We start from the raw sequence: 24,462 nt of genomic DNA, 5'->3' as shown, positions 1-24,462 counted from the left end.
CCTCAATAATGCATGAAAAATAGAAATAAGAGCAGGGGAGATTATTCAACAAAACGTTGCATATAAAGAACGCTTTAGCAAAATCATTAGCCTGCCCGATGATAAGGATGATTATTATTGATGCTCATAGCACGATAGAGCTGCTCGATCAGCATGACACGTACCAGTGGATGCGGCAGAGTTAACTTGGAAAGTGACCAGTGCCATGCAGCAGCTTTACGCACGGCTTCTGAGTGACCATCCGGTCCACCAATTGCAAGTGCTACATCATTGCCTTCCAGCATCCAGCCTTTCATGGTTTCAGCCAGTTTCTCGGTACTGAATTCGCGTCCGCCCACTTCTAGTGCAATCAGGGTTTCATTCTGCTTGAGCGCATTTAAAATGCTGTCGCCCTCAATATTGCGGTATTTCAGAATATCCGCTTCAGAATCATTTTTCCCGCGCTTGGCCATCGGCAGTTCAATAATCTGGGTCTGTACAAAAGGCTGAATACGTTTGAAATAATCTTCAAAACCAGTCAGCACCCACGCTGGCATTTTTTGACCAATGGTCAGGATACGGATTTTCATACAGACAGATCAATAATTGGATACCTCATTATAACGATCAAACAACATGAAGTTGAGCAGGGAAACAAATTGAAATTGAAATGAGAGATTTAGTGTTGCTTTAATGTCCGTAGTTCAAGTATCCGCTTGATAAAGGAATGGAATAATAATAAATGCGGAACAGTGTCATGATAAAAGGATGTTGTACTGTGCTGCTGTTGCTGATTGGCCTCATAGGGCCAAGCCTCAGTGTGGCCAATTCGAGCAAAAATGCTCAGGTCTCTCATCTGGAATTATTTTTTAGCCAGATCATGAGTGTCGATGAATACCGAAATTATAAAAATCTGAAAGAGCTGAACCGGGTGTCTGCCTGGATTAAAGGGCAGATGCAGCGCTTTGGCATCCCATGCCAGTTTCAGGTTTATGTAGTCAATAACCTGAGTTACCGAAATGTCATCTGTAGCTTGGATACTCAAGCCAAAACCAAAATGGTGATGGGAGCGCATTATGATGTCTTTAGTACCCGAAACGGTGCTGATAATAATGCCTCAGGAGTAGCGGGTTTACTTGAAACCGCAAGATTACTGGCCCTGCAAAAAGCCAAGCTCAAACATGATGTCGAATTTGCTTTCTATACCCTTGAAGAGCCGCCTTTTTTCAAGACAGAACATATGGGTAGTTATATGCATGCCAAATCTTTAAAAAAGCAGAAGCAGAAAATTAAGGGCGTGGTGATTCTGGATTCGATTGGCTATTTTGATGAACATCAGGTGCAGAGCTATCCCGTCGGATTAAAATGGATTTATGCACGACATGGTAATTTCATTGCAACGATCGGGCATTTAGCATCGACTGGCCTGACTGGAGATTATTGTGCTGCTATGCAGCGTTTTAGCCGTCTGGAGTGTCAGCGTTTTGTCAGCCCAAGTTTTGCTCAGGATATGAATTTTTCTGGTTATCTGAATTATGCCAAATTCAACTATTCGACCATGCTGATTACCGATACTGCGAGTTATCGTAATCCTTATTACAATACCGAATTGGATACCCTCGACAAGCTTGATCTGAACAAGATGACTCATGTGATTGATGGATTGGTTACGATGGCACTACAGCCATAAATCAGTTGTTTTATTCAATAACTCAATAAAAAACCCTGCCGAAGCAGGGTTTTTTATACGAAACATCAAGTCTTAATGACGCGCTGCTTTCGCTTCTTCTTTGGTTTTCACAATTGGTGCTTTAACCAAGGCTTTTGGCAAAGAGGTCAGTGCCAGCGGTAAAATCTCATCAATCGATTTTACGGCTTTAATTTCTAGACCTTCTTTGACATTTTCTGGAATTTCCGCCAGGTCACGTACGTTTTCCTGTGGAATGAATACCAGCTTGATGCCACCACGATGGGCTGCCAAAAGTTTCTCTTTCAAGCCACCGATACGCAGCGCACGACCGCCCAGACTGGTTTCACCTGTCATCGCGATATCCGGACGAATCGGGATACCTGTGAAAGCAGACACCAATGCTGTAGTCAAAGCCAAACCTGCCGATGGACCATCTTTCGGTGTTGCGCCTTCAGGTAAATGCACATGCACGTCGGTTTCTTCAAAGCGCGAGGCTTCGATGCCGAGTTCATCCGCACGGGTACGCACTACAGTCATCGCAGCGGTAATCGATTCTTTCATGACATCGCCAAGAGAACCGGTGGTAATGAACTTGCCTTTACCTGGGACTGCTGCAACTTCAATGGTCAGTAATTCACCGCCGACAGAAGTCCAAGCCAGACCATTTACACGGCCAATTTGCGCTTCTTCTTCCGCCATACCGTAGTCAAATTTATGTGGACCCAAGTAATCTGGAAGATTTCCTGCGGTCACTTCAACCTGAAGGTTTTTGGCTTTCTTGCTAACCGCTTCTTTTACCACTTTACGTGCAATTTTTGACACTTCACGTTCAAGGTTACGAACACCGGCTTCACGGGTATAACGGCGCACGATGTCACGAATCGCCTCTTCATGCACGGTCAATTCTTTGGCACGTAGACCATTGTTCTTGATTGCTTTAGGAACAAGGTAACGATCCGCAATATTGACTTTCTCTTCTTCGGTATAACCCGGAAGACGAATCACTTCCATACGGTCTAGCAGGGCCTCAGGAATGTTCATGCTGTTTGCAGTACAGATAAACATTACTTCAGACAGGTCCAGATCAAGATCCAGATAGTGATCGCTGAACTTGTTGTTCTGTGATGGATCAAGTACCTCAAGCATCGCAGAAGCCGGATCGCCACGGTAGTCTTGCGCCATCTTGTCGATTTCATCGAGCAAGAATAACGGGTTTTTTACGCCCACTTTAGTCAATGACTGCACAATTTTACCTGGCATCGCACCGATATAGGTACGACGGTGACCGCGAATTTCCGCTTCATCACGTACGCCGCCCAGCGCCATACGCACGAACTCACGACCAGTTGCTTTGGCGATCGATTCACCGAGTGAAGTTTTACCAACACCTGGAGGACCAACCAAGCATAGAATCGGACCACGCAATTTTTTCACACGCGACTGAACTGCCAGATATTCGACAATGCGATCTTTGACATCGTCCAGACCATAATGGTCTGCATCCAGAATTTCCTGTGCCTTGTTCAGGTTAATGCTGACTTTGCTGGCTTTATTCCAAGGTGTATCCAGAATCACTTCCAGATAGTTGCGTACCACAGCAGCTTCACTTGAAGCAGGCTGCATTGCTTTCAGTTTACGGAATTCAGCTTCTGCTTTTTTACGTACATGCTCAGGCAAATCTGCTTCAGCAAGACGTTTTTCAATTTCAGCGACATCATCTTCCGCGCCGCCGTTCATATCAGAAAGCTCGCGCTGAATGACTTTCATTTTTTCATTCAGGAAGTATTCGCGCTGGTTCTTTTCCATCTGACGTTTAACAGAATCATGCAGGGTTTGCTCAATCTGTTGTTCTTCAGACTGTTGCAATAGATAAGTCATCAATTCAGTCAAATGTGCTTCGAATTCGTCATGTTCCAGGAATTTCTGTTTGACATCAATATTCAATGGAACACGGGTTGCGACGAAGAACAATAACTGTAATAGATCTTCAATTTTGTTGGCTGCGGTGATCAGTTCACGCGCATTACGAAGTTTCGCTTCTGCATATTGAGCGAAAAGCGCACGCAATTCCTGCAAGCGCACAGCTTGGGTGTCTGCATCGACGCTCACCGTCATTGGGCTGAGTTCATGCTCTGCTGTCAGATACTCAGTTTCGTCAATGATGGTTTTCAGCTTGGCACGGTGCAGGCCTTCGATCAGGACTTTAATACAGTTTTCATCATTTTCGTGATTCACAACTTGCACAATCTTCGCGACAGTACCGTATTGATATAAATTGTCGTGATCAATTTCTTCTGTAAGCGAATCTTTTTGCGCAACTACAAATACTAGATTGTCACTGTTACGAGCCACATCAACTGCATTGATCGATTTTTCACGACCGACAAACAGCGCAATTTGCATATGCGGATAAACCACCACATCACGCAGCGCCAAAAGGGGTAGTACACTTGGAACCTGAGGCTCTAAGGTTTCTTGATTCATAATAATTTCAGACATGAGCACTCCTAATGAGTGACAACGGTGTTGCCATGCTTTTAATAGTGATGGGTAATTTTAAAAATACAAGGGCAGTTAAGATTAAATTGTATGAAAAATGACTAATTATGTGATTTTAAAGTAGTTAGCAAGGGTAAAATTACAAAATTATCGTTTGAACTTTATAAAAACTGTCGGGGTGATTAAAGCATCAAGGGGCTGATCCCATGTTTCACGTTTTAACGGCTGTGCCAGCAGTTGAAAGTCATGTGCCAGCCCCAGACGAAATGGACGCCCGGGCGCAGAAGCCAAGGTTCGATCATAAAAACCGCCGCCCATCCCAATCCGGGTGCCTGAAGTGTCACAGGCCAGCAGTGGCATGAGCAATAGATCCAGTTTGGAAACATGCACACCACGAGTGCTCATGGGCTCGCGCATACCCAGCCGATGATGGGCAAAGCGCTTGTTATGATATTGATGCTGACTGATTCGAATCCAGACCAGCTGCTGATTCATGTCGCAAATCGCTGGTAGATACACCTGTTTGCCCAGTTTAAAACAGCGTTCAATAATCGATTGGGTCTGAATTTCCCCAAAAGCATGCAAATACAGGCCAATACGTTGGGCATGAATAAATTCTGGACTGCGGATCAGGCGGTTTAAGACTTTTTGTGCGGACTGCCTTTGCTCAAATTTAGAGAGATGACGACGCGTTTTACGAAGGTATCTTCTTAATTCCTGAATGGTCATAGGGCAAAAAGCATATGCAACAAAATTGTGCTCTAGTCTAAGTGGGAATTCTGGAAAAGTAAAAAATAATTATGAGCTAAAATTTTATATGATTCCATATCTGGTTATTTAAATTCGGCTAATTTTGCCAGCAGTCTCAAAGTTAAAAAACTAAAAAAGTATTTATATCACTAATTTTTTTAATATCTCGAAACGGTCAATTCATTTTCTTTGATTCACAATTTTCCAAGCAATCCATCGTTCAGTGACAAACTCTGGAAACGCATCAGTTTAAGCACTTTGAAACAGCTTTCGATCAATAAAAATACAATTCTAAAGTAGGTTTATTCTGTTTTTGGTGAAAGATAGACAAGGGATCATATAACTATTCTCGACCGATATATGGGACACATTGGACTTAGGCAGAACGCGTAAGACCTAAATCAATGGAGATTGAAGATGATGAATATTGCGAAGAACACCGTCTGCCTTTGGTACGATGACGATGCCGAAGGTGCAGCACGATTTTATGCAGAAACCTTTCCAGACTCCTCAGTTGGCGCGATCAATCTTGCACCCGGAGATTATCCCTCCGGAAAAGAAGGCGATGTTATCACCGTTGAATTTACGGTGATGGGCGTTGCCTGCATTGGACTGAATGGTGGCCCTGACTTTCAACACAATGAAGCATTTTCATTTCAGGTGGCGACTGAAGACCAAGAAGAAACAGACCGTTACTGGAATGCCATTATTGGCAATGGTGGTCAGAAAAGTGAGTGTGGATGGTGTAAAGACAAGTGGGGCATTTCCTGGCAGATTACGCCAGTGGTCCTCATCAACGCCTGTAACAGTCTTGACCGCGCTGCGGCCAAACGTGCATTTGAGGCCATGATGGGCATGAAGAAAATTGATGTTGCCGTGATTGAAGCCGCTTTTCGTGGTTGAGTGACAGAGATTATCCGTAATTTCAGTGAATATTACTGGGTAGCCTTATTTACTTCAATATTTGAAACCTCTCCTTTTATATTTCCTTTCGATCATCTCCTGTGTGCCTATATGCATCTTGGGTTAAAACCCCCTTAAGCCCGGCATGGAGTACCTCCAATTTTATTACTAGCCCAAGATATAAGCTGAATGGTTCCCTTAAAGGTTCATTAATAGATAGGCTTTTATATCAGTGTCGTACAAGTTGGAGAGATGTAGCTCATGCAATATGAGTTTCAGAATAATTTTTGCACTGAATTGAAAACAGGCTGAACCAAAAACAATCATCTAACGAAATTCTCCCTAATTTATACATCTTAAATTTTATTAAAATATTGAAAATAATATAGAAAATTAAACTGGCATAAGTTCTGCATAACTGTATTCAAACTTGGATACAAGAATGGATACAGAATGCTTCATCAGAAAATGATCGGCTGGACAGTCCGAAAATGGCGCGATGCCGATCAGCCAAAACAGCTTCAACTGAATCATCTTGCTCAACGCACTACCCATGTTGAGGTGGGTGAACTTGTCTGGATTCCGGTTGCGAATGCTGCACCTCTTCAAGCAAAAAACGATGCATTTAAAAAAGCTGTATTTGCGGACGGTATGTATCAAAGGCTACGACACAGAGCAGCGAACATAGTCGATAGCGGCTTTATATACAGCAGCTGAATCAGAAAACAACGAAATAGACCCATTCAGCAGATTCAAAAAATAGAGAGAATAAAAGGGGATTCACATGTTTAAAACTGTACTGATTGCAAATCGCGGCGAAATTGCTGTTCGTGCCATTCGCACATTAAAAAAAATGGGTATAACCAGTATAGCCGTCTATTCAGAAACGGACCGTTATGCACAGCATGTGATTGATGCAGATATTGCAGTGTCCTTAGAAGGTACCAAACCGAGTGATACCTATTTAAGTATTGAAAAGCTGATTGCCGCAGCCAAGAATACCGGGGCCGAAGCAATTTTCCCAGGTTATGGTTTTCTGTCAGAAAGTGCTGACTTTGCCCGTGCCTGCGAAGCAAATAATATTGCTTTCATGGGGCCAACACCGGAGCAGATTCTGGAATTCGGCTTAAAACACAGGGCGCGTGAACTTGCCGCAGCTGTCAATGTACCCATGACTCCCGGTACAGGTCTGCTAAATAGTCTGGATGAAGCCTTAACTGAAGCTGAAAAAATTGGCTATCCGGTTATGCTTAAAAGCACAGCAGGCGGTGGCGGAATTGGCTTGACCCGTTGTGATAATGCAGAAGCACTTCAGGAGGCCTATGAAAGTGTAAAACGTCTGGGCGAACAGTTCTTTAAAGATGCCGGAGTATTTTTAGAGTGCTTTATCGGTCGGGCCCGTCATGTCGAAGTTCAGATTTTTGGAGATGGACAGGGACAGGTAGTGGCTTTGGGCGAACGCGACTGTTCACTGCAGCGCCGTAATCAGAAGGTTGTGGAAGAAACACCAGCGGCACAGTTACCTGAAGCAACCCGTCAAAAATTGTATCAGGCGGCAGTTGAACTGGGCAAATCGGTGGAATATCGCAGTGCCGGTACGGTTGAGTTTATTTACGATGCAGCACGTGACGAGTTTTATTTCCTTGAAGTGAATACCCGTTTGCAGGTGGAGCATCCGGTGACTGAAATGGTGACCGGTTTAGACCTGATTGAATGCATGTTGAAAGTTGCAGCAGGTGATACTCTGGATTGGAAGCATCTAAGCAGTATTCAGCCTCAAGGTGCAGCGATTGAAGTACGCATCTATGCCGAAGATCCAGTTAAGAATTTCCAGCCGAGTCCAGGGATTTTGACCGATGTCTTTTTTCCGGAAAATGTCCGGGTTGATACCTGGGTGAGTACCGGAACTGAAATTTCCCAATACTTTGACCCGATGATTGCCAAGATTATTGTGCATGCTGAAGATCGTGATACTGCCATTCATACGCTTAAATCAGCTTTAGCTGAAACTCGCCTGAATGGTATTAGTACCAATCTGGATTATGTGCATACTGTTATTTCAGATCCGCGTTTTGAGCAAATGCAAATCTGGACACGCATGCTGGATGATTTCAAATATGTGCCGAATGTGATTGAGGTGATTCAGCCGGGTACACAAAGTTCCATTCAGGATTATCCGGGTCGTGTCGGGTATTGGGATATTGGTGTACCGCCTTCAGGCCCAATGGATGATTATGCTTTCCGGCTGGCCAATAAAATTGTTGGGAATGTCGAGGCCGCCGCCGGGTTTGAATTTACCCTGCAAGGTCCAATCCTCAAATTTCATGCAGAAAATATCATTGCTTTAACTGGCGCACCTTGTCCGGTAAGTCTGGATGATGAAGCAGTAAATTTCTGGCAGCCTGTTCAGGTAAAAGCAGGCCAAACCCTAAAAATTGGACAGGTTGAATCTGGATGCCGGACCTACCTGGCTGTACGAAATGGTCTGAATGTGCCGGAATATCTGGGTAGCCGTTCTACCTTTGCTTTAGGTAATTTTGGTGGACATGCAGGCCGAGTATTACGTGCTGGCGACATGATTAAGATGGTGAATCCTGAGCTGCCGGCCGATGGTCTACCTTTAGCGATTGCAGAACCTGAAGCTTTGGCAACAACTCTGATTCCAAGTTATGGCAAGGAATGGAAAATTGGTGTGCTCTATGGTCCGCATGGAGCACCTGATTTCTTTAAAGCTGAATATATTGAGGAGTTTTTTGCATCAAGCTGGAAAGTGCATTTTAACTCGAACCGGTTGGGTATCCGTTTAACTGGACCGACGCCAAGCTGGGCGCGTGAAAATGGTGGCGAAGCAGGATTACATCCATCCAATGTACATGACTGTGAATATGCCATTGGTGCGATTAACTTTACCGGTGATTTCCCCGTAATCCTTGCCAAAGATGGTCCGAGCCTGGGGGGCTTTGTTTGTCCGGTGACCATTGCCAAAGCTGAACTCTGGAAAATTGGTCAACTGAAAGCCGATGACACGATTAGCTTCTATCCAATCTCGGTAAAGCAGGCCAATGCGCTGGAGCGGCAGCAAATTCAAACCCTCCAAAACTTTGCCAAGGCAGAGATAACCAGCGAGGCTGAAATCGTTACAGTTCAGGCAGAAAGTATCCTGGCATTGCGTGAAGCTACGCCAGATGCACCAAAAGCTGTATATCGTCAGGCAGGTGACAGTTATATCTTGCTGGAATATGGCGATAACGTACTGGATTTGGCCCTGCGCTTGCGCGTACACCGTTTGATGCAACTGATCCGTGAAGCTGATCTGGACGGTATCCTGGAATTGTCACCTGGTGTACGGTCCTTGCAGATTAAATATGATGGTCTGCGTTTGAGTCAACAGCAACTGATTCACTTCCTGCTTGGTCTTGAAGAACAGATGGGCGATTTGCGTGACATTAAAATCCCTTCAAGAATTATCCATTTACCCATGGCCTTTGAGGACTCGGCGACTCTGGGTGCTGTTGAGCGTTATCAGGAAAGCGTCTGTGCCACAGCCCCCTGGCTTCCGAATAATGTCGATTTTATTCAGCGGATTAATGGTTTAAGTCACCGCCAGCAGGTCAAGGACATCATTTATGATGCCAATTATCTGATTTTAGGGCTAGGTGATGTATATCTGACTGCACCTTGTGCAGTGCCCATTGATCCTCGCCACCGTTTACTGAGTTCTAAATATAATCCGGCCCGTACTTTTACCGCTGAAGGGACTGTCGGGATTGGTGGCATGTATATGTGTATTTATGGCATGGACTCACCGGGTGGCTATCAGTTGATTGGCCGTACCGTGCCGATCTGGAACAATTTTAAAAAGAACAAGCAGTTTGGCGATCAGCAATGGTTCTTACGCTTTTTTGACCAGATTAAATATTATGAGGTCACTGAGGCCGAACTGGATCAGTTCCGTGCTGATTTCGCCCATGGTCTGGCAGAAATTAAAATTGAGGAATGCGAGTTTGACTTTGCAGCATATCAGGATTTCCTTGCTACCGAACAGGACAGTATTGCTGCTTTTAAAGCACAGCAGCACGCTGCTTTTAGTGCCGAGGTGGAACGCTGGAAAGACGAGTTTGATGCACCTGTAGAAATAGAAGTGCTGCAAGATGATACTGATTACAGCCAGTATGTTCCTCTCAATGCCTCTATGACCGGCAATATCTGGAAGATTTTTGTAGAAGCCGGGCAGATTGTGAAAAAAGGCGACACGGTGGCCATCATTGAAGCCATGAAAATGGAACTGCCGGTCTATGCTGACGATGATGGCATCGTTAAAGCGATTATCTGCCGTTCTGGTCAGACCGTACATAGCGGTGAGCCACTGGTCTATATGGAGTAATGGATTCAACCTATGACACTTGCCCGCAATCCAGCCACTAAAGCGACAGGAAAAAGCTCAGACAATCTGTCTGAGCTGGTTTTCCAGAAAATTAAAAATGACATTTTTGACTTTAAGCTGATGCCGGGAGAGCGGTTTACCGAATCGGAAATTGCTGAAAGCTATGCCGTCAGTCGTACACCTATTCGGCAAGCTTTGTATCGTTTGCAGCAGGAAGGTTATGTCGAGGTGCAGTTTAGAAGTGGCTGGCAGGTCCGGCCGTTGAATTTTAAAGCCTATGAAGAGTTATATGATCTGCGAATTTTGCTGGAATGTTATGCAGTCGAACAACTGTGTCTAATGCCCAAAGACCAGTTGCAGGTTGCCCTAGCTGTTTTGATTCAAACCTGGTGTGTTCAACCAGAACAGTATGTCTATGATCTCAGAAAGTTATCCGCACAAGATGAAGCATTTCATTGTCATTTGGTATTTGCAGCCGGCAATGCAGAAATGGCGAAAATTCACAGTGAGATCAGCGAGAAAATTCGCATCATACGCCGTCTGGATTTTTCCAAGGATTATCGGGTTACAGCGACCTATGCCGAGCATCAACAAATTTTAAGGGGATTACTTGCACAAGATGCAGCGTTCTGTCTCTCTATATTAGATGCTCATATCCGGCATAGTCGTAATGAGGTGAAAAAAATCACACTAGAAATGTTGTCCTCTAGTCCTGCGTAAGTTAGTCAGGATAAATTTATTTTTACAACAAGAAAAACATCAGATCTAACTCAAAACTGATAACCAATTCATAACCAGAAAAAACAAGAACTCGCTAGTGGCATCTCAAATTGTTTTTTAAAGTAAGTTGAGGATGATAATAACAAGAGATAAAAATGCTTCATCAGCCTATTCAATTTTTACTTACGGGTGCCAGCTGTGCACTTCTCCTAACCATGACTGGATGTACCATGCCTTCCAAGTCACCTATCAATGACAGTTATGGTTCCCAGCCACATTTGCCTAAACCAAAATCACGCTTGCTGCCTACAGTCAATATTGCGCCCGCCAAAGGTTGGCCTGAAGGTAAAATGCCGACACCAGCGACAGGTTTAAAAGTTCAGGCATTTGCCAAAGGGTTGCAGCATCCGCGCTGGCTATATGTATTGCCGAATGGTGATGTACTGGTGGCCGAAACCGATGCACCGCCTAAGCCCGATGACAGTAAAGGGATCAAAGGCAAAATCATGAAATGGGTGATGCAACGTGCAGGTTCATCTCATCCCAGTGCCAACCGCATCAGTCTACTTCGCGATAGCAATGGAGATGGGGTGGCTGAACAAAAAACCGTATTTTTACAGAATCTCAATTCTCCATTTGGCATGGCACTGGTCGGCAATATGTTGTATGTGGCGAATACTGATGCCCTAATGCGCTTTCCTTATCAGAACGGTGCGACTCAAATTACAGCAGCCGGTACCAAGGTGCTGGATTTACCGGCAGGCCGTTTAAACCATCACTGGACCAAAAATGTCATTGCCAATCCTGCCGGCAGCAAACTCTATATTACAGTGGGTTCCAACAGCAATGTCGCTGAAAATGGCCTAGAGCAGGAGCAGGGCCGGGCACTAATCATGGAATTTGACATAGCCAGTGCTCAAGCGCGACCTTTTGCTACCGGACTGCGTAATCCGAATGGTATGGACTGGCAACCCCAGAGTGGCACACTCTGGACGGTGGTAAATGAACGTGATGAACTCGGCAATGATCTGGTTCCTGATTATCTGACCTCTGTCAAAGAAGGCGCTTTTTATGGCTGGCCCTATAGTTATTATGGCCAACATGTAGATACCCGGGTCAAACCGCAAAATCCTGCGCAAGTTGCGCGGGCCATTCCACCAGATTATGCATTGGGCAATCATACTGCATCATTGGGCTTGGCCTTCTATAGGGCAGATCTGATGCCTCAATATCGAAACGGTGCGCTGATTGGCCAGCATGGTTCATGGAACCGCAAACCGCACAGTGGCTATAAAGTGATTTTTATTCCCTTTCAAAATGGACAACCGATGGGCCCACCTCAAGATATCTTGACTGGATTCTTAAGCGATCAGGGCAATGCATATGGGCGACCGGTCGGTGTGGCGGTAGATTCTTCAGGTGCCATTTTGGTTGCTGATGATGTCGGTGATGTGATTTGGCGAGTATCACCCTTGTGTACACCAGCTGCAGTAAGTAAATAAAGGTTTAGGGATTCAGGATTTTATTCGGATCTGAATCTGTGGAAAGTAAAAGTTAAAGCAAAGACTGTTTCATTCAAACGTCAATATTTTGATTGAAAATATGCAAAGGCTAGCGGATTTAAAATAATTTTTAAGCTTCATTTAAGCTGGCTGAATTAGGCTTTCAGGATATTTTTACGCGTGATTACAGCATGTACAGAGATTCTGCTGATCCTATTAAAAATATCTACATCTAAGTGCCAGTTTTAAGTGCCAATAAAAACTGGATATAAAAGTTAGAACGTTGCAAAAAAGAGGGTTTTAAGAATGAAATCAATTATTGCATTTATCTTTCCTTGGTCATTGTTTATGACCATTCATCGACCAGCCGAAGCGACAGTGTGCTTAATGCTTCAAATTTCGATTTTAGGATGGATTCCTGCTGCAATCTGGGCGATGCATACTTTATATCGGGACAAAATAGCCTAAAAATAGGAAAATAAGTTACTGAAAGAGTTTTTGATTTTGACGGAAGTAAAAGCTCTATATTTTTTATAGCGAAAGATTTTTTTTCATTCCAGATGATGAATACATCAATAAAATGAATCTAGAGGAATGTTCGAGAGAAATACTACAAAATTAAAATAAGAGGAAATTCAGGAAAAATTATAATTATATTTTGAAAACGAAATTGAAGTACTCCGAAGATGCCGCTGCATGTGTCGTTACCCTGAACCCGATGAGTTCAAAGCTGGTTGCATGAATTAAGCAACATTAGAGTTTATTTAGCAACAAAAAATAAGTCGGTAACAAATTAATTTTCATCAATATTTTTGTTTAAAACTCATCTAGCAGTAGGAGTCGACTTTAAACAACATTTCTACAGTATACACTGGGTATACATGGAATTTAAGCTGTATTTTTTGTAGCAAGGTATACACTGGGTATACATTTTATAGAATAAAAAAAGGCCTATATGGCCTTTGATAAAGTTGAGTGTTAATTAGGTTGGGAGGTATTCATATACCTATTTTTACTTAAAAATTCGAGTACATCCCTTTTTTTGTAGCCAACTTTTCTAGGCCCTATTTTGACAAAAGGAATACCAGTACCTTGGCATCGTTTAGACTGAAGCCAAGAAAGTGACATATCACATACTAATGCTACAACTTCGGGCGAGAATACAGCATCCTCAGGAAGACTCCAAAATTGATGAATTGAGCTCAAACGTTGTTCTTCTGACATACGAGCAATGCGATCCAATCTCTGTTTCATTAAATCTTTTATTTCCTGTACTCATTTTTTACATTTTAGATATATCTATGGATATATCTTGTGATGGATAAAACGTACCACATGATTTTTTTTCGAAATTGGTTTCGTGTAAAACTTCAAAAAAATGGTTAATTTCTAAATTGAGTGTGAAATTTAAATTTCTAACGTTAATTGGTTGTTTGAATTTTTTGAAATAAATAATGAAAATAGTATATCTTCTAAAGTTCCTAAAATTGAACTTTAACTAGCAATTTTGCTATCTAAGTGCCCGATAGGTAACTTTACATGACACATCATAATTCTAAGACGGCACACGCTCTTGCAAGTGAATTAGGCCAAAGATTACAAAGAGCAAGATTGAATTTAAATCTCACACAACTTGAAGTAGCACAACGAACAGGCGTGTCTAGAAAAGTTGTGATAAATGCAGAAGCGGGACAGGTCACTTTAGAAAACTTGATCGCGATTTTGATGACATTAGATCTAGTTGATAATTTGAATTTATTTTTACCAGACCAGCTAATTTCACCAATACAGCTATGGAAATTACGAGGCAAGATCAGACAAAGAGCAAGCCGTAAAAGTAAAGAGACCTTACCAAGAAAAAGGGAGGAGGACTTAGGTTGGTAAATGGAGGGATGGTTTTTAAAAGATTGAATTTTGGTAATGTGAAGAATATTCTGAAGATATAGAAAAATATCAATTTTTATTTAGATGATTGTAAATTCTAAAAAAAATGTTAAATTAGTTATTAAGGTCGCCTACCGTACTTACGCATGAGTAGAAAAGGGATTGAAAGCTACAGGTTTAATTTATAAGCCACATCTAAATTTTAATTTTCTTAAGTATCAACTCGTTTGGTTCTTAGCATTTAAACATGCGTTGCTATAAGTCATATGACACCAAAAATTCTTTGAATTAAAAGAGTTTAGAGTTGGAAACAGAGAAAATTATGTCTATTCAAGATTTCGCATTTAAATTATCAAAAGAAATCCAGGAACAACATTCTGTAAAGATTAGTCGTTCACATATTTATGAATTAATAGCTTTAAACCAAGGCTATAAAACGTATAACTCATTTATAACTCAAAATTTGATAATCAAAGTCGAATATGATGACTCTGAAGAATATTATCAGCATGAGCTCCTCAATGCCTTAACCTTAAAAATATTTAAAACCCCACCTAAAACAGAATTTTCGAATTATGTTGAGGGAGGTCTACATTGGGATGACTATGAGGGTCGTCAATTATTGGATCAACTTAAAAGCATTATTACTCGGTTGCAAAGTCTATCGAAGTTAGACATGTCAGAAGAGATTTGCTTTTCGATTGCTAAAACTGTCTATCAGGAGCTTTTATATCTGAATATAGAAGTTATAGATTTTAAAGCGATGAGAGAGGGTTTGAGTCACGTTTGCTTTGATAATGGACTACTAGACACATTTGAACTTAGCTATGAATCGGACTATGGGTATTTTGAAGGTGAGGATTTTGAGTTCACAACAATAGGAGAGCATTTTGAGACTATCTTATCCTATGCAAAAGATCGTAAGAATCTAGATGCCTATGCCTTAATTGCTGGATATTATCGTTACTTAGCAAATCAAATTGCGCCTTATGGCCGAAATGGTTCAAATTTTGGTAGTCGTTGGGACAACACTAAACAAAAATATATCGATTCTGAGGAAACGAAAAACAATAAAGAGAAGTATGAGGAATATATACAGCAAGCAGAATCTTTCGAAGCCTATATAAAAGATTGCCCTTTGAATCTTGAAGAAGTAAATTTTGATGCAAGTGAGGATGATATCTATAAGCAGATGTTGTATCTATGCAATCAAGGTGATCTTGAGGCAATTGAATACTTCCTTTACCAAAGACTATTTAAGAATACTGGTGAAGCATGGCTATATATTTATCTAGCCCAGTTATGTGATGTTGATTTTACGCAAGATGATTTACGAGCTTACAATGCCTATACAGGCGAAGCATATGATGACTATGGACCTATGGAAGTTGCAGGTCGTGAAGCAATTCAATATGTCATTAACTTACCTGATTTATCAGAAGCTCAAGATGAGTTAGCAAGAAAAATTGCAAATGAACTATTTGAGAAAATTTAATTTTTAAACAGGCTTCATAGTTAATAAAAATCCCATTTTTTAAATGGGATTTTTTTAATTGGATTGCCGCTTTTTAATCAGTCTATAAAAAAATTAGCGAAAAAATTCCAAAACATTACCAAAACCGATCCGCATTTTTGTTCTTTGCTAATGTCATAAAAATCCGTGATAGGAATAAGCAAGCCTACCTGTACATACAAAATTCTTCGAATTTTTATGTACAGGGCTTGTTAGGAGGAAAACCCTCCTAAGACCTCCCAGCCCATCACAGATGGGCAAGTCAACTTCGTTGACTTAAAAGCAAAAATCAAAAAACGGTTAGCGTGATTGTATATGAGAAGTAAAACCAAAAATTTTCGACTTACTCCATTGCAGCTAGAGCAGTTGGAGCTACACATTGAAAAAGAACGTACTAACTTTACTGACTTTATTCATTCCTTAATTCAACTTGAAGTGATGCATGATGCTGTTACGGTTCGAGGGATGATTGAAGAGGATACGGAGCCGAGACTTAAAATTAAAACTGAAGTTGAAATCGTTAAACTTTATCAAGTCACAGATCCAGCTTTATTACTCGCGTTATCTCAAATTGGGAATAATCTGAACCAGATAGCCCGTGCTTTAAATATCATCAAAAATGCGGATCCACGAGATCAGCGTAAGCTTGATATTTTTCATGTGTTATTGGTCTTAAAAGGTATTCAAAATGAGTTAGAACAAATATTTCCTACCCTACCAAAAATCAGTAGACAACGTCCGAACAGGCTTCGTAAACAACTTGAGAATTTAAACGTTGATCAGGCACAACCTTCAATCGTGTTAGCGGAGAAGGATGAAAGTGCATATTAAATTTTTAGATCACGGCAAAGGATCAGCTGCGCATGCTTCTGCATATCTTTTAGATCGGTTTGATCATCGTGGAAATGTTCGTGCAGGTGTTCAGGTTTTACGTGGTGATACCACCACATTCAATGCTATTTGTCATGCGAGTCCACACCTATGGAAATATACAAGTGGAGTTATCGCTTGGTCAAAAGATGATGATCCAACTGACGCTCAGATTATGGAAGTTCTAAAAGACTTTGAGGAGCATGCATTTGCAGGATTGGAGCAATCACAGTATCACCTATTTGCTGTGTTACACACAGATGATGATGGCTCAAAGCACATTCATGTTTTAGCACCACGGCTCGATATTCAAAGCGGAAAATCACTCAATATTGCTCCCCCTGGTCATGAAAAACACTTCGATGCACTAAGAGATTACTTCAATACAAAATATCAGTGGTCACGGCCAGATGATTTGCTTTTGATGCAGACCACACAGGAGCTAAATTATGTAGCAAAACTCAATGCACAAGCTGAAAAACTCTACGCAAGGGAAGACTTTATTGCACTTACAAAAAAACAGTTTTGTAAGACGATTGATAATCACGTCAAAACGCTGTTAAAGACACAAACAATTCAAAACAGAGTGGATATTGTCAAATGTATATCGCAACTCAAAGCTGTTAAGTCTGTTGAACAAAGCAAAGAGTATTTAGCAGTTGAACTTATCAACGGAAAAACACACAGACTCAGAGGTGATTTTTATCATGAACAATTCGAAATTGGACTTTATTCAGAGCGTCTCCGAGCAGCAGCAGAAAGCCGAAAAGCTCCAAATGAGCTTGCAGCAGCTCTCTCAGACGCTGATCAATTTCGAGAAACTTATAGAGCAAAGCGAGCAGCCTATAATCGAAAGCACTACGCTTTTGCACAGCGTACAGGGGACGACAATAGCATTGGAAATGCATCTCAACTCATTTTTGAAAGAGATAGGGAATCTATCACCCCAAGCCATACAAACACTGACAGAGGACTACACAGCACAAATCAATCAACTCCAGTCTCAACTTGCCAATATAGATATTGCGGAAGTTTCAAAAGTGAAATCGAGCATGGATTCATTTTCAATATCAATTCAAGAATTACAGACCAAAATAAACACCCAATTGCAGAAGATCTCAATAGACCAACCCAGCTTACAAAAGAGTATTCAAGTCCAGATACAGCAAGCGATCGCCAACCAAAGCAAGCCGATAGAGAGCAGTATAGCAATGTTGATTATGGAAAAACTGGATACGCAAAAAGCGACATACATGTTAGGTGGGGCGATCGTGATTGGACTATTGAGTCTTTTAATCGCTTTATTTATGGCTTATCAGACAGCTATGAACGTCAAGACCATCAAAGCACAACAACAAATGATTCAACAAAACTCACAAGCGATTACAGCTCAAATCAGCTATTTGAACACACTACGGAAGTAAATCATGCAAACCGAAATAGATCAATATTTGATAGAACAAACCAACTTATTGCAACAACAAAACAGCTTATTAGCAGAACAAAACGAAGCCTTGAGCCAACAGGTCAGTTCATTAAAAAATATGTTGATCAGCTACAGGGAAGTAGAGCAGAGTTTAAAGAACAAAATCAACACATTGAACTTAGAGAAAGAAGCACAACACGCATTAGTTATAGCGATGAAAGCAGAACTTTCACATCTCGAACAAGGCGAGTTTTCGGAGCAATTACAGAGAGAATTTCAAGCAAACTTGAAACTTCAATTACAAACGCAATTAACGAAAGCATTCAATCAGTTGGATTTAAAAACAACTCTCCAAGACTTAGTGAAGATCGAATTGAAGCCCATACAGCAGAACATAAACGCACAGCAGATGGACCTCAAAGCGGCACTCTCGAAAATCTTGCAATTTCAGCCACCAAACGACTTTTACGAAGATTTGGAGACGCAAAGCGAGCAGATCAATACGCTTGGGGAAACTGTAGGAAGATTGATGAACTTAATCAAAAACTTGAACAACTAGAACCTATTGTTGCTCAAATGAGATGCAAACCAAAGCCAGCAACAGCTTGGCAGCTACGATTTGATGGATTTTATCCTGGTTATGTTCGAGCTTACCAAGAGTTGTCAGCGCAGCAACAACAGGCTTATCAGGATAATAAAGCATTGTGGTTGATTGAGATCACGGAGCAAAAAATTGAAAAACTCCTAGCCTACATGACTGAAGCCAGAAGAAATATTGACAGTAGTGACTATGCAAGGATTGGAGAAATTATCAAGAATGATGAAAGGATGCTTAAGTATTTGAAGTGTGAATTAATTTTATCTCACAAAAATAATCATTTAGAAGATGAAAGAGCTTCATATCTTTCATGCTTAAAAAATTTTGATGAAATCAAGGAACGAATCAAAGCAGTTACATCTTCAACTCATCAAAGTTCTGATGATGCTCCATCTGGGGTTACGCAACACAGTTATGAACTAGAACCCAAACCTAAACAGGAAAATGATTCGAATGCCGATTTTGATTTTTAGAAAATTAACATCGTGTAAAAAATCTGCAGAATTACCAACAACTACATAGTTGTTGGTAATGGTAGTAATCGTTGTATAATTAGGCTTAATACCTCAAGAGAGTGGTTTTACATCATCTGATCATTGACAGTAACGTGGACAAATAATCTATAAATCGAACAACTCACTCTAGTTTTGAGATGTAACGATTCGGCTGAATATTAAAACGCCTTGGCAGTGCCAAGGCTTTTTTAGCTATTTCATCCTGTGATCTGACCAATAACAAGGCACAGTGATTAATTGATTTTCATGTAATCTTGACCAAAGCCTCATACCTAAATCAGTCTCAAGCGCATCAAGGATAAAATTAGAAATAATCACGGTTGGCTTCATCATGTCATAGCGTTTGTATAGCACTTTATGGATAAGCTCTAAACGAGCTGAATGACGATCATTTAGCCCATATTCATCTAAGACCAGTAAATCAAAATCAGCAAAAAATTGAATCCATTGTTCTTCAGATTGGTCTTCAATGCTCCATGAATCCATAATGGTTTTTGCTATCTGAGCACTCGTTATATAACGAGATGACATTTTGGTTTTACAGATAACATTTCGAATGATCGCTGATCCTAGGTGAGTTTTTCCAGTACCTGGTGTGCCATAAAGGATAAGGTTGGATTTCGATCCGTTTAATAATTGCTGTGTGAAATTCTGACAGCATTCGACAACTTGCTGCTGTTCAGTAGTACTAGCACTATAATTAGAAAAGCCACATTCCAAATAGCGTTGATTTAACCCTGAGCTATGAATACGGTGTTGTAACAGCTTTTGCTGTAACTCTTCCTGGTGTTGTTTATTCGTTTGTTCAAGATTTTCTTTCGCACAGACTTTGCATAACTGATGGTTACCAACTTTTATTAATGGGTAACCATGTTTTGAGCACAGGGTAGTTAAAACTTCATTAGGAGTTTTTAATAGATCAATAGCTATATTCATTATCTACTCCTAGATCCATTTTTGATTTATTGGTTTCGCTTCATTTTTATCATCCTGTCTTTGAGGTGAAGATGAAGATGAAGATGAAGATGAAGATGAAGATGAAGGGCATTCTTCAAGTAATGCTTGTGCATTGCTAGAGCATTGCGAATTTGATGCATTAGCATTACTTGTGCTTTTATTCCAGCGAGCTTCTGCTGCGACTTTGCCACGTTCAGATTTCATTTTTTGATTCTGAATAGCCTGTTCTTTTAAAGCGGTGAAATAATGAGATTGAATGAAACCATTCGCTTCTTCAAAAAGATTCAGAGTTTTTAAAGTAGACATCAAACTTTTGGTTTTAGGACTTGTTAGTTTGGTCACACTCATCAAAATGTGAGTTTCGCTTGGTATAGGACCATTTTTCCAAAAGTCCATCATAAGAAAAAGGGTAGCACCAACTTGCTCACTCGAGAGGCGAGTAAATTTCGCTTGAAGATCACCAATGTACAACGGCATCCAGATTGTTGCGTCAGTATTCATTTTGAACCTATTAAAGGCAGGGGCATTGCAATCATGACCCTGTATAGAATTAAGAAAATAGTTTTAGAAAACGTGTACGAGCTGTTTGGATGAGATCTTCTAAGTCGTATATGGTGAAGTCATGAGTTATAGGATAGCTTTCACATAAACGGTCAGCCCACAAACGAAGTGCCTGATGATCATTGAAGCAGCTGTTTACTTTAAGTTTGGGAGCGAGTTGATCTAAACGAGGGATTTCAAACTCATGAATGATATGATTTGCCATCGCATCGGCAGCTTTACAAACAACGACACCATCGAATATTGATTTATCCAACATATTGAATCTCCTGACAGCCAAAATTAGGTAGTACAAGGAAATAGGGATGTTGTTTATGCGTTATTTTCTTTATCATTAGTAAATACCTCATGATTTACGTCTTGGTGGTATCTCAGGCTTGTTTGCACGACTTATGTTTCACTTTGGCGAGAGAGGTATAAGTTGTTTGGACAGGCCTGAATTTTTTGTTCTTCGTAAAATGTATGGGGAATTATCTGCAGCTATGGCATAATTAACCTCATAAAAAGTACTAGGAAAGTAGGAAAATTTATTCCTTAGACGTAAATTATCATATTTTTACGGCATTTCAAGTATTTTTTACTATTTAACTAGGAAAAAATATGATTAAGTCAAACTTGGCTGTATTATTAGCTGAAAGAAAGATGCGCGTTGCAGATTTGGTAAAAGAGACTGGAATCAATAAAAGTACGCTCTATAAGCTGTATAATGATGAGTCTGTACGCATTGATTTTGAGACGATTGACAAGATTTGTTTGGCTTTAAATATAGAAGTTGGGGATTTATTGGTTTATAAAGATGACAATAAGTAATCAATAAAATTAAACTAATATTAAATTTTTTATTTTAATTAGTTCTTGTTAAATACTTTACGTAATAAAGAGGTAAGGAATAAATTATGGATATAATATTTTGAAAACATAATTTATTCCTTTTAATCTTTAATTAGTTATTTGAGATCTAGTCAAATCCTCTTAACATTTTTTCTTCAGCCTCTCTCTTAGTTTCATAATTAATCTTGTTATTAATATAATCTATAAATTTCTTTGACCATTTTTTAACCCTTAGATTTTCGTGGTCAATTAAAGGTTCTATCAATTTTTTATCTTCTTGTAAGTAAGGAATAAGGGAACCCATCCAAGACCTGCTCGAAAAGTTTGCTGCAACTGTACTGTTAAAAGATTCATTATCACCATATTCAGATATTAATCTTAGGAGTAATGGATTAAAAAATTTATTTTCTCCATCTGAAATAAACATACTTATTGCTTTAGTTGTAATTATCAGTGCAGTTTCATCTTTACACCACTCCATAACACTATCAGCATCTAATAAATCAAAAATGCTTTTATCACGCTTATGGTAAGACTTTCCACTTCCTAGTAAATCTAATAATCTATATGATTTTTTATAATTTCCATCTAAAAACTTGGATGAAATATTCAGCCATAGGTATTCTCCATGAAGCTCAAACGCTTTAAAGAATGCTTCACCAATATAGTCCCACAAATCATTATAATTGATGTCGTAATTACCTACTTGATCAATTAAATGTAGGCATAGTTTTAAAGCAAATTCTTTGTGTTCAGTTGCTAATAGTTTTTCTACAGAATTTAACCAATGATGACTATCGAATTGATATAATTTATCACTTTCTTTAAACGATACATTAAGAACTAAGATAGTTAAAGTTTGATTAATTAATTTTAAATCAAGGTCTTTTCGTCCAAACATGTACATACTCAAATTATCTAATGCAACCCAAACTGCGGTAGCATCAACTTTTCTTAGAGATAAACAAAAGTCGGTAATTTCTTTTTCAGTAAGGTGTCTAGTTACACTTCCATAATTGAGTATCGATGCAGCGCTACTTGATAGACTACCTGTTTTAATTAATTCAAGAAAAATATCTAAATGATGTGCGTTGAATTCACCTGTTCGTACTGCGTCTGGATAGTATTGAATTAAAGCTTTATCTGAAGAAATCAGCTCAATTATTTCCTTCCATTTGTTGATATCATTATTATTAATACCGCATAAAAAACCTGCAAAGAATTGTATGTTGTTTGGCGTATCATTTCGTAAAAAGTTTACAAGTTTGTCCAAAATTACATTTATGGCGTCATTATCCAATTGCATGGCTAGATGTTTACCAAAGATCCAGCTTTGTTTATGTTCCGGAAAGGTTAACAACATCTCAAGATGAGGGATTAAATCGTTATAAGTCTCTTTAATAGATTCCGCTAAAGCTTTAGCATCCTCAGCTGCAACATCAATATAATGACCATCTTTATCTTTAACATATTCTCTAGAAGGGTTGAGAATAATTAATTTCAATTTTTCTTCAAGGTTATTATCATCTGGTGACAATAGTTGTTCCCAAGACTTTAAAAGCTCAATTTGTTCAGTTTCCAAACTTTTAGTATCAAATTGAAAAGCATGAGTAATTGCTTGAGAGGCTGAAGGCCAATATTTCCCTGAAAGTCTAATTACTTCCTTGAATACGGAATCTAATTGTTGTTGAATAGGGTACTTTATTAATCCTCTGAGTTCATGCCCAAATACATTCTTAACTTGCTCAGTTATCTTGTCATGCTTAATAAGATCAATTAATGTATTCAGATGATGTTGCCAATAAGCATATATTTCTGTGTATGTTTTCGGTTGCCATTCTATCAGTTCTGGCTTAGTACCTTGATGTTCAGCTCCGACTATTCTAGTGCCTCCTTGGGAGCTAATAGCTGATTTGACAGCTTGTAGGATGACAAAGTGCGATTTTTCAGTATTAATTTCCATAGCTTTATCTAGTAAAGCTAATCTTTTTTCAAAGCTTGCCTCAGTACCACACAAGTTTGTTCTAAATAATTGTGCGAATTGTCCTGTAGCATTATTACCATAACTTTCGTTTTCAAATTGAGCAAACTTAAATAAACTCCATGCAGCTTTATCGAAGCAAGAATCATGAAATACCAACATTTCTAATGACCAGATAAAGTTACGTCTAACATCTCCACAGATAGATAATATATCAGTATCATTTAAACTATTAATAATGCGATATATAAGTTGAGTTGTAACGACAGGGTTCACTTCAACTAGTGCGCGGAACAATCTTGAACCCGCTTTAGTAAGCAACAGTTCCGCTTGGCCGAAAGGGCGATGAGATTCACAAAAGTTTTCAATAAACTCGTTAACATTCTTTGATGAATCTAAATATTTAATTTGCTTACAAAAGCTTTCTAACAATGATGCGGGTAGTTCACTTACTAAAGCTGCTTGGCTATCGAATAAACTATTATTCCACCATTGCATAGCTAAATTAAGAGCGAGTGGTTTTGGAACTATTCGAGCAAAGTTGCTAGTGCAGTTAATTAATTCTTTTTGACTAAAAATAGTGATGGTTCTGTCAAAACACTTTTGATCTGTTTGAGCTATTCGATTAATGAAATCTGCATCAATATTAGAAGCTTGACCACTGTCTTTTTGAAATTTGAAATAATCAAATAGCGAAAAAACAATTAAGAGTTCTTTAGACTCATGGGTAAGAGTACCATCGCCATTAATTAATTTTTCAACTAGCTCGGGCTCAGTGAAGTGTGTTGTTAAAGCCCCATTTTTTTGTAATTCATGTGTAGCCATTTGTGCTAATAATGGAAATCCTTCAATAAATACCTCTAACTGTTTTCTTAAAGGTGGATCCAATTGAGGTAAAC

At 39.7% G+C, this 24,462-nt stretch carries 20 protein-coding genes; 12 read left to right on the top strand and 8 right to left on the bottom strand.

Annotated features, from left to right (window positions below; genetic code table 11):
- Window positions 1-86: 86 nt before the first annotated feature.
- Window positions 87-569, bottom strand: a complete 483-nt coding sequence (gene rlmH, locus F894_RS07375; RefSeq protein WP_004646335.1) for a 23S rRNA (pseudouridine(1915)-N(3))-methyltransferase RlmH — start codon at window positions 567-569, stop codon at window positions 87-89.
- A gap of 167 nt (window positions 570-736) precedes the next feature.
- On the opposite strand from rlmH, the gene F894_RS07370 reads away from it, so the two are divergent.
- Complete coding sequence (locus F894_RS07370; RefSeq protein ID WP_005246926.1) at window positions 737-1,669, top strand: M28 family peptidase; 933 nt, start codon at window positions 737-739, stop codon at window positions 1,667-1,669.
- A gap of 72 nt (window positions 1,670-1,741) precedes the next feature.
- On the opposite strand, the gene lon is transcribed toward F894_RS07370, so the two are convergent.
- On the bottom strand, window positions 1,742-4,168 hold the full coding sequence (gene lon / locus F894_RS07365; protein WP_005246925.1) for an endopeptidase La: 2,427 nt from the start codon (window positions 4,166-4,168) through the stop codon (window positions 1,742-1,744).
- A 147-nt stretch (window positions 4,169-4,315) separates the two neighbouring features.
- Window positions 4,316-4,897, bottom strand: coding sequence for a 5-formyltetrahydrofolate cyclo-ligase (locus tag F894_RS07360; protein ID WP_005246924.1), 582 nt, complete (start codon window positions 4,895-4,897; stop codon window positions 4,316-4,318).
- A gap of 441 nt (window positions 4,898-5,338) precedes the next feature.
- Here F894_RS07360 and F894_RS07355 point away from each other — a divergent pair, with 441 nt between their 5' ends.
- The 6 genes from F894_RS07355 to F894_RS14905 all read left to right on the top strand — a co-directional run bounded on the left by F894_RS07355 (window position 5,339) and on the right by F894_RS14905 (window position 12,895).
- Window positions 5,339-5,821: a VOC family protein gene (locus tag F894_RS07355; RefSeq protein WP_005246922.1), complete on the top strand. Its 483-nt coding sequence runs from the start codon at window positions 5,339-5,341 to the stop codon at window positions 5,819-5,821.
- 453 nt (window positions 5,822-6,274) lie between these two features.
- Window positions 6,275-6,538, top strand: coding sequence for a hypothetical protein (locus F894_RS07350; RefSeq protein ID WP_004279500.1), 264 nt, complete (start codon window positions 6,275-6,277; stop codon window positions 6,536-6,538).
- A 67-nt stretch (window positions 6,539-6,605) separates the two neighbouring features.
- The gene (uca, locus tag F894_RS07345) at window positions 6,606-10,205 is read left to right on the top strand and encodes an urea carboxylase (protein ID WP_005246920.1); all 3,600 of its coding nucleotides are present in this window, start codon (window positions 6,606-6,608) and stop codon (window positions 10,203-10,205) included.
- Between the two features lie 12 nt (window positions 10,206-10,217).
- A complete protein-coding gene (locus F894_RS07340) occupies window positions 10,218-10,925 on the top strand; it encodes a GntR family transcriptional regulator (RefSeq protein ID WP_005246919.1) in 708 nt (235 codons plus the stop codon).
- Between the two features lie 215 nt (window positions 10,926-11,140).
- A complete protein-coding gene (locus F894_RS07335) occupies window positions 11,141-12,427 on the top strand; it encodes a PQQ-dependent sugar dehydrogenase (protein ID WP_228128817.1) in 1,287 nt (428 codons plus the stop codon).
- A 306-nt stretch (window positions 12,428-12,733) separates the two neighbouring features.
- Window positions 12,734-12,895 carry a YqaE/Pmp3 family membrane protein gene (locus tag F894_RS14905; RefSeq protein ID WP_005246917.1) on the top strand — a complete coding sequence of 54 codons (162 nt, stop codon included), beginning with the start codon at window positions 12,734-12,736 and terminating at the stop codon, window positions 12,893-12,895.
- Between the two features lie 510 nt (window positions 12,896-13,405).
- On the opposite strand, the gene F894_RS07325 is transcribed toward F894_RS14905, so the two are convergent.
- A complete protein-coding gene (locus F894_RS07325) occupies window positions 13,406-13,651 on the bottom strand; it encodes a helix-turn-helix transcriptional regulator (protein WP_155756641.1) in 246 nt (81 codons plus the stop codon).
- A gap of 315 nt (window positions 13,652-13,966) precedes the next feature.
- Here F894_RS07325 and F894_RS07320 point away from each other — a divergent pair, with 315 nt between their 5' ends.
- From F894_RS07320 to F894_RS07305, 4 genes are all read left to right on the top strand, one after another.
- Window positions 13,967-14,311: a helix-turn-helix transcriptional regulator gene (locus tag F894_RS07320; RefSeq protein WP_005246914.1), complete on the top strand. Its 345-nt coding sequence runs from the start codon at window positions 13,967-13,969 to the stop codon at window positions 14,309-14,311.
- 322 nt (window positions 14,312-14,633) lie between these two features.
- Entirely contained in the window at window positions 14,634-15,806 is a 1,173-nt protein-coding gene (locus tag F894_RS07315; protein ID WP_005246913.1) for a hypothetical protein, read from the top strand.
- Between the two features lie 333 nt (window positions 15,807-16,139).
- Complete coding sequence (locus F894_RS07310) at window positions 16,140-16,655, top strand: plasmid mobilization relaxosome protein MobC (RefSeq protein WP_005246912.1); 516 nt, start codon at window positions 16,140-16,142, stop codon at window positions 16,653-16,655.
- Entirely contained in the window at window positions 16,639-19,191 is a 2,553-nt protein-coding gene (locus F894_RS07305; protein WP_034438213.1) for a relaxase/mobilization nuclease domain-containing protein, read from the top strand. The genes F894_RS07310 and F894_RS07305 overlap by 17 nt, the downstream gene beginning before the upstream one ends.
- A 234-nt stretch (window positions 19,192-19,425) precedes the next feature.
- On the opposite strand, the gene F894_RS07300 is transcribed toward F894_RS07305, so the two are convergent.
- From F894_RS07300 to F894_RS07290, 3 genes are read right to left on the bottom strand one after another with little or no spacing between them, the layout of a single operon-like run.
- Window positions 19,426-20,169 (bottom strand): ATP-binding protein, encoded by a 744-nt coding sequence (locus tag F894_RS07300; RefSeq protein ID WP_005246908.1) that lies wholly within the window; start codon window positions 20,167-20,169, stop codon window positions 19,426-19,428.
- Window positions 20,170-20,178: 9 nt separating this feature from the next.
- Window positions 20,179-20,691 carry a DUF1376 domain-containing protein gene (locus tag F894_RS07295; RefSeq protein WP_005246906.1) on the bottom strand — a complete coding sequence of 171 codons (513 nt, stop codon included), beginning with the start codon at window positions 20,689-20,691 and terminating at the stop codon, window positions 20,179-20,181.
- 49 nt (window positions 20,692-20,740) lie between these two features.
- Window positions 20,741-21,010 (bottom strand): hypothetical protein, encoded by a 270-nt coding sequence (locus tag F894_RS07290; protein ID WP_005015632.1) that lies wholly within the window; start codon window positions 21,008-21,010, stop codon window positions 20,741-20,743.
- 341 nt (window positions 21,011-21,351) lie between these two features.
- On the opposite strand from F894_RS07290, the gene F894_RS07285 reads away from it, so the two are divergent.
- A complete protein-coding gene (locus F894_RS07285) occupies window positions 21,352-21,561 on the top strand; it encodes a helix-turn-helix domain-containing protein (protein WP_005015630.1) in 210 nt (69 codons plus the stop codon).
- Window positions 21,562-21,709: 148 nt separating this feature from the next.
- Here F894_RS07285 and F894_RS15070 read toward each other — a convergent pair whose 3' ends face one another.
- Complete coding sequence (locus F894_RS15070) at window positions 21,710-24,451, bottom strand: hypothetical protein (protein WP_005246905.1); 2,742 nt, start codon at window positions 24,449-24,451, stop codon at window positions 21,710-21,712.
- Window positions 24,452-24,462: the final 11 nt, after the last annotated feature.

It is taken from the genome of Acinetobacter sp. CIP 51.11 (assembly GCF_000369665.1).
GTDB lineage: Bacteria > Pseudomonadota > Gammaproteobacteria > Pseudomonadales > Moraxellaceae > Acinetobacter > Acinetobacter lwoffii_S.
Note: the sequence above shows the minus strand (reverse complement) of the source record. Positions and strands in the feature narration are given on the sequence as shown.

Excerpts from the sequence above, each read along its gene's own strand:
- rlmH (WP_004646335.1), bottom strand. The coding sequence starts at position 569 with ATGAAAATCCGTATCCTGACCATTGGTCAAAAAATGCCAGCGTGGGTG.
- F894_RS07370 (WP_005246926.1), top strand. The coding sequence starts at position 737 with ATGATAAAAGGATGTTGTACTGTGCTGCTGTTGCTGATTGGCCTCATA.
- lon (WP_005246925.1), bottom strand. The coding sequence starts at position 4,168 with ATGTCTGAAATTATTATGAATCAAGAAACCTTAGAGCCTCAGGTTCCA.
- F894_RS07360 (WP_005246924.1), bottom strand. The coding sequence starts at position 4,897 with ATGACCATTCAGGAATTAAGAAGATACCTTCGTAAAACGCGTCGTCAT.
- F894_RS07355 (WP_005246922.1), top strand. The coding sequence starts at position 5,339 with ATGAATATTGCGAAGAACACCGTCTGCCTTTGGTACGATGACGATGCC.
- F894_RS07350 (WP_004279500.1), top strand. The coding sequence starts at position 6,275 with ATGCTTCATCAGAAAATGATCGGCTGGACAGTCCGAAAATGGCGCGAT.
- uca (WP_005246920.1), top strand. The coding sequence starts at position 6,606 with ATGTTTAAAACTGTACTGATTGCAAATCGCGGCGAAATTGCTGTTCGT.
- F894_RS07340 (WP_005246919.1), top strand. The coding sequence starts at position 10,218 with ATGACACTTGCCCGCAATCCAGCCACTAAAGCGACAGGAAAAAGCTCA.
- F894_RS07335 (WP_228128817.1), top strand. The coding sequence starts at position 11,141 with ATGACTGGATGTACCATGCCTTCCAAGTCACCTATCAATGACAGTTAT.
- F894_RS14905 (WP_005246917.1), top strand. The coding sequence starts at position 12,734 with ATGAAATCAATTATTGCATTTATCTTTCCTTGGTCATTGTTTATGACC.
- F894_RS07325 (WP_155756641.1), bottom strand. The coding sequence starts at position 13,651 with ATGTCAGAAGAACAACGTTTGAGCTCAATTCATCAATTTTGGAGTCTT.
- F894_RS07320 (WP_005246914.1), top strand. The coding sequence starts at position 13,967 with ATGACACATCATAATTCTAAGACGGCACACGCTCTTGCAAGTGAATTA.
- F894_RS07315 (WP_005246913.1), top strand. The coding sequence starts at position 14,634 with ATGTCTATTCAAGATTTCGCATTTAAATTATCAAAAGAAATCCAGGAA.
- F894_RS07310 (WP_005246912.1), top strand. The coding sequence starts at position 16,140 with ATGAGAAGTAAAACCAAAAATTTTCGACTTACTCCATTGCAGCTAGAG.
- F894_RS07305 (WP_034438213.1), top strand. The coding sequence starts at position 16,639 with ATGAAAGTGCATATTAAATTTTTAGATCACGGCAAAGGATCAGCTGCG.
- F894_RS07300 (WP_005246908.1), bottom strand. The coding sequence starts at position 20,169 with ATGAATATAGCTATTGATCTATTAAAAACTCCTAATGAAGTTTTAACT.
- F894_RS07295 (WP_005246906.1), bottom strand. The coding sequence starts at position 20,691 with ATGAATACTGACGCAACAATCTGGATGCCGTTGTACATTGGTGATCTT.
- F894_RS07290 (WP_005015632.1), bottom strand. The coding sequence starts at position 21,010 with ATGTTGGATAAATCAATATTCGATGGTGTCGTTGTTTGTAAAGCTGCC.
- F894_RS07285 (WP_005015630.1), top strand. The coding sequence starts at position 21,352 with ATGATTAAGTCAAACTTGGCTGTATTATTAGCTGAAAGAAAGATGCGC.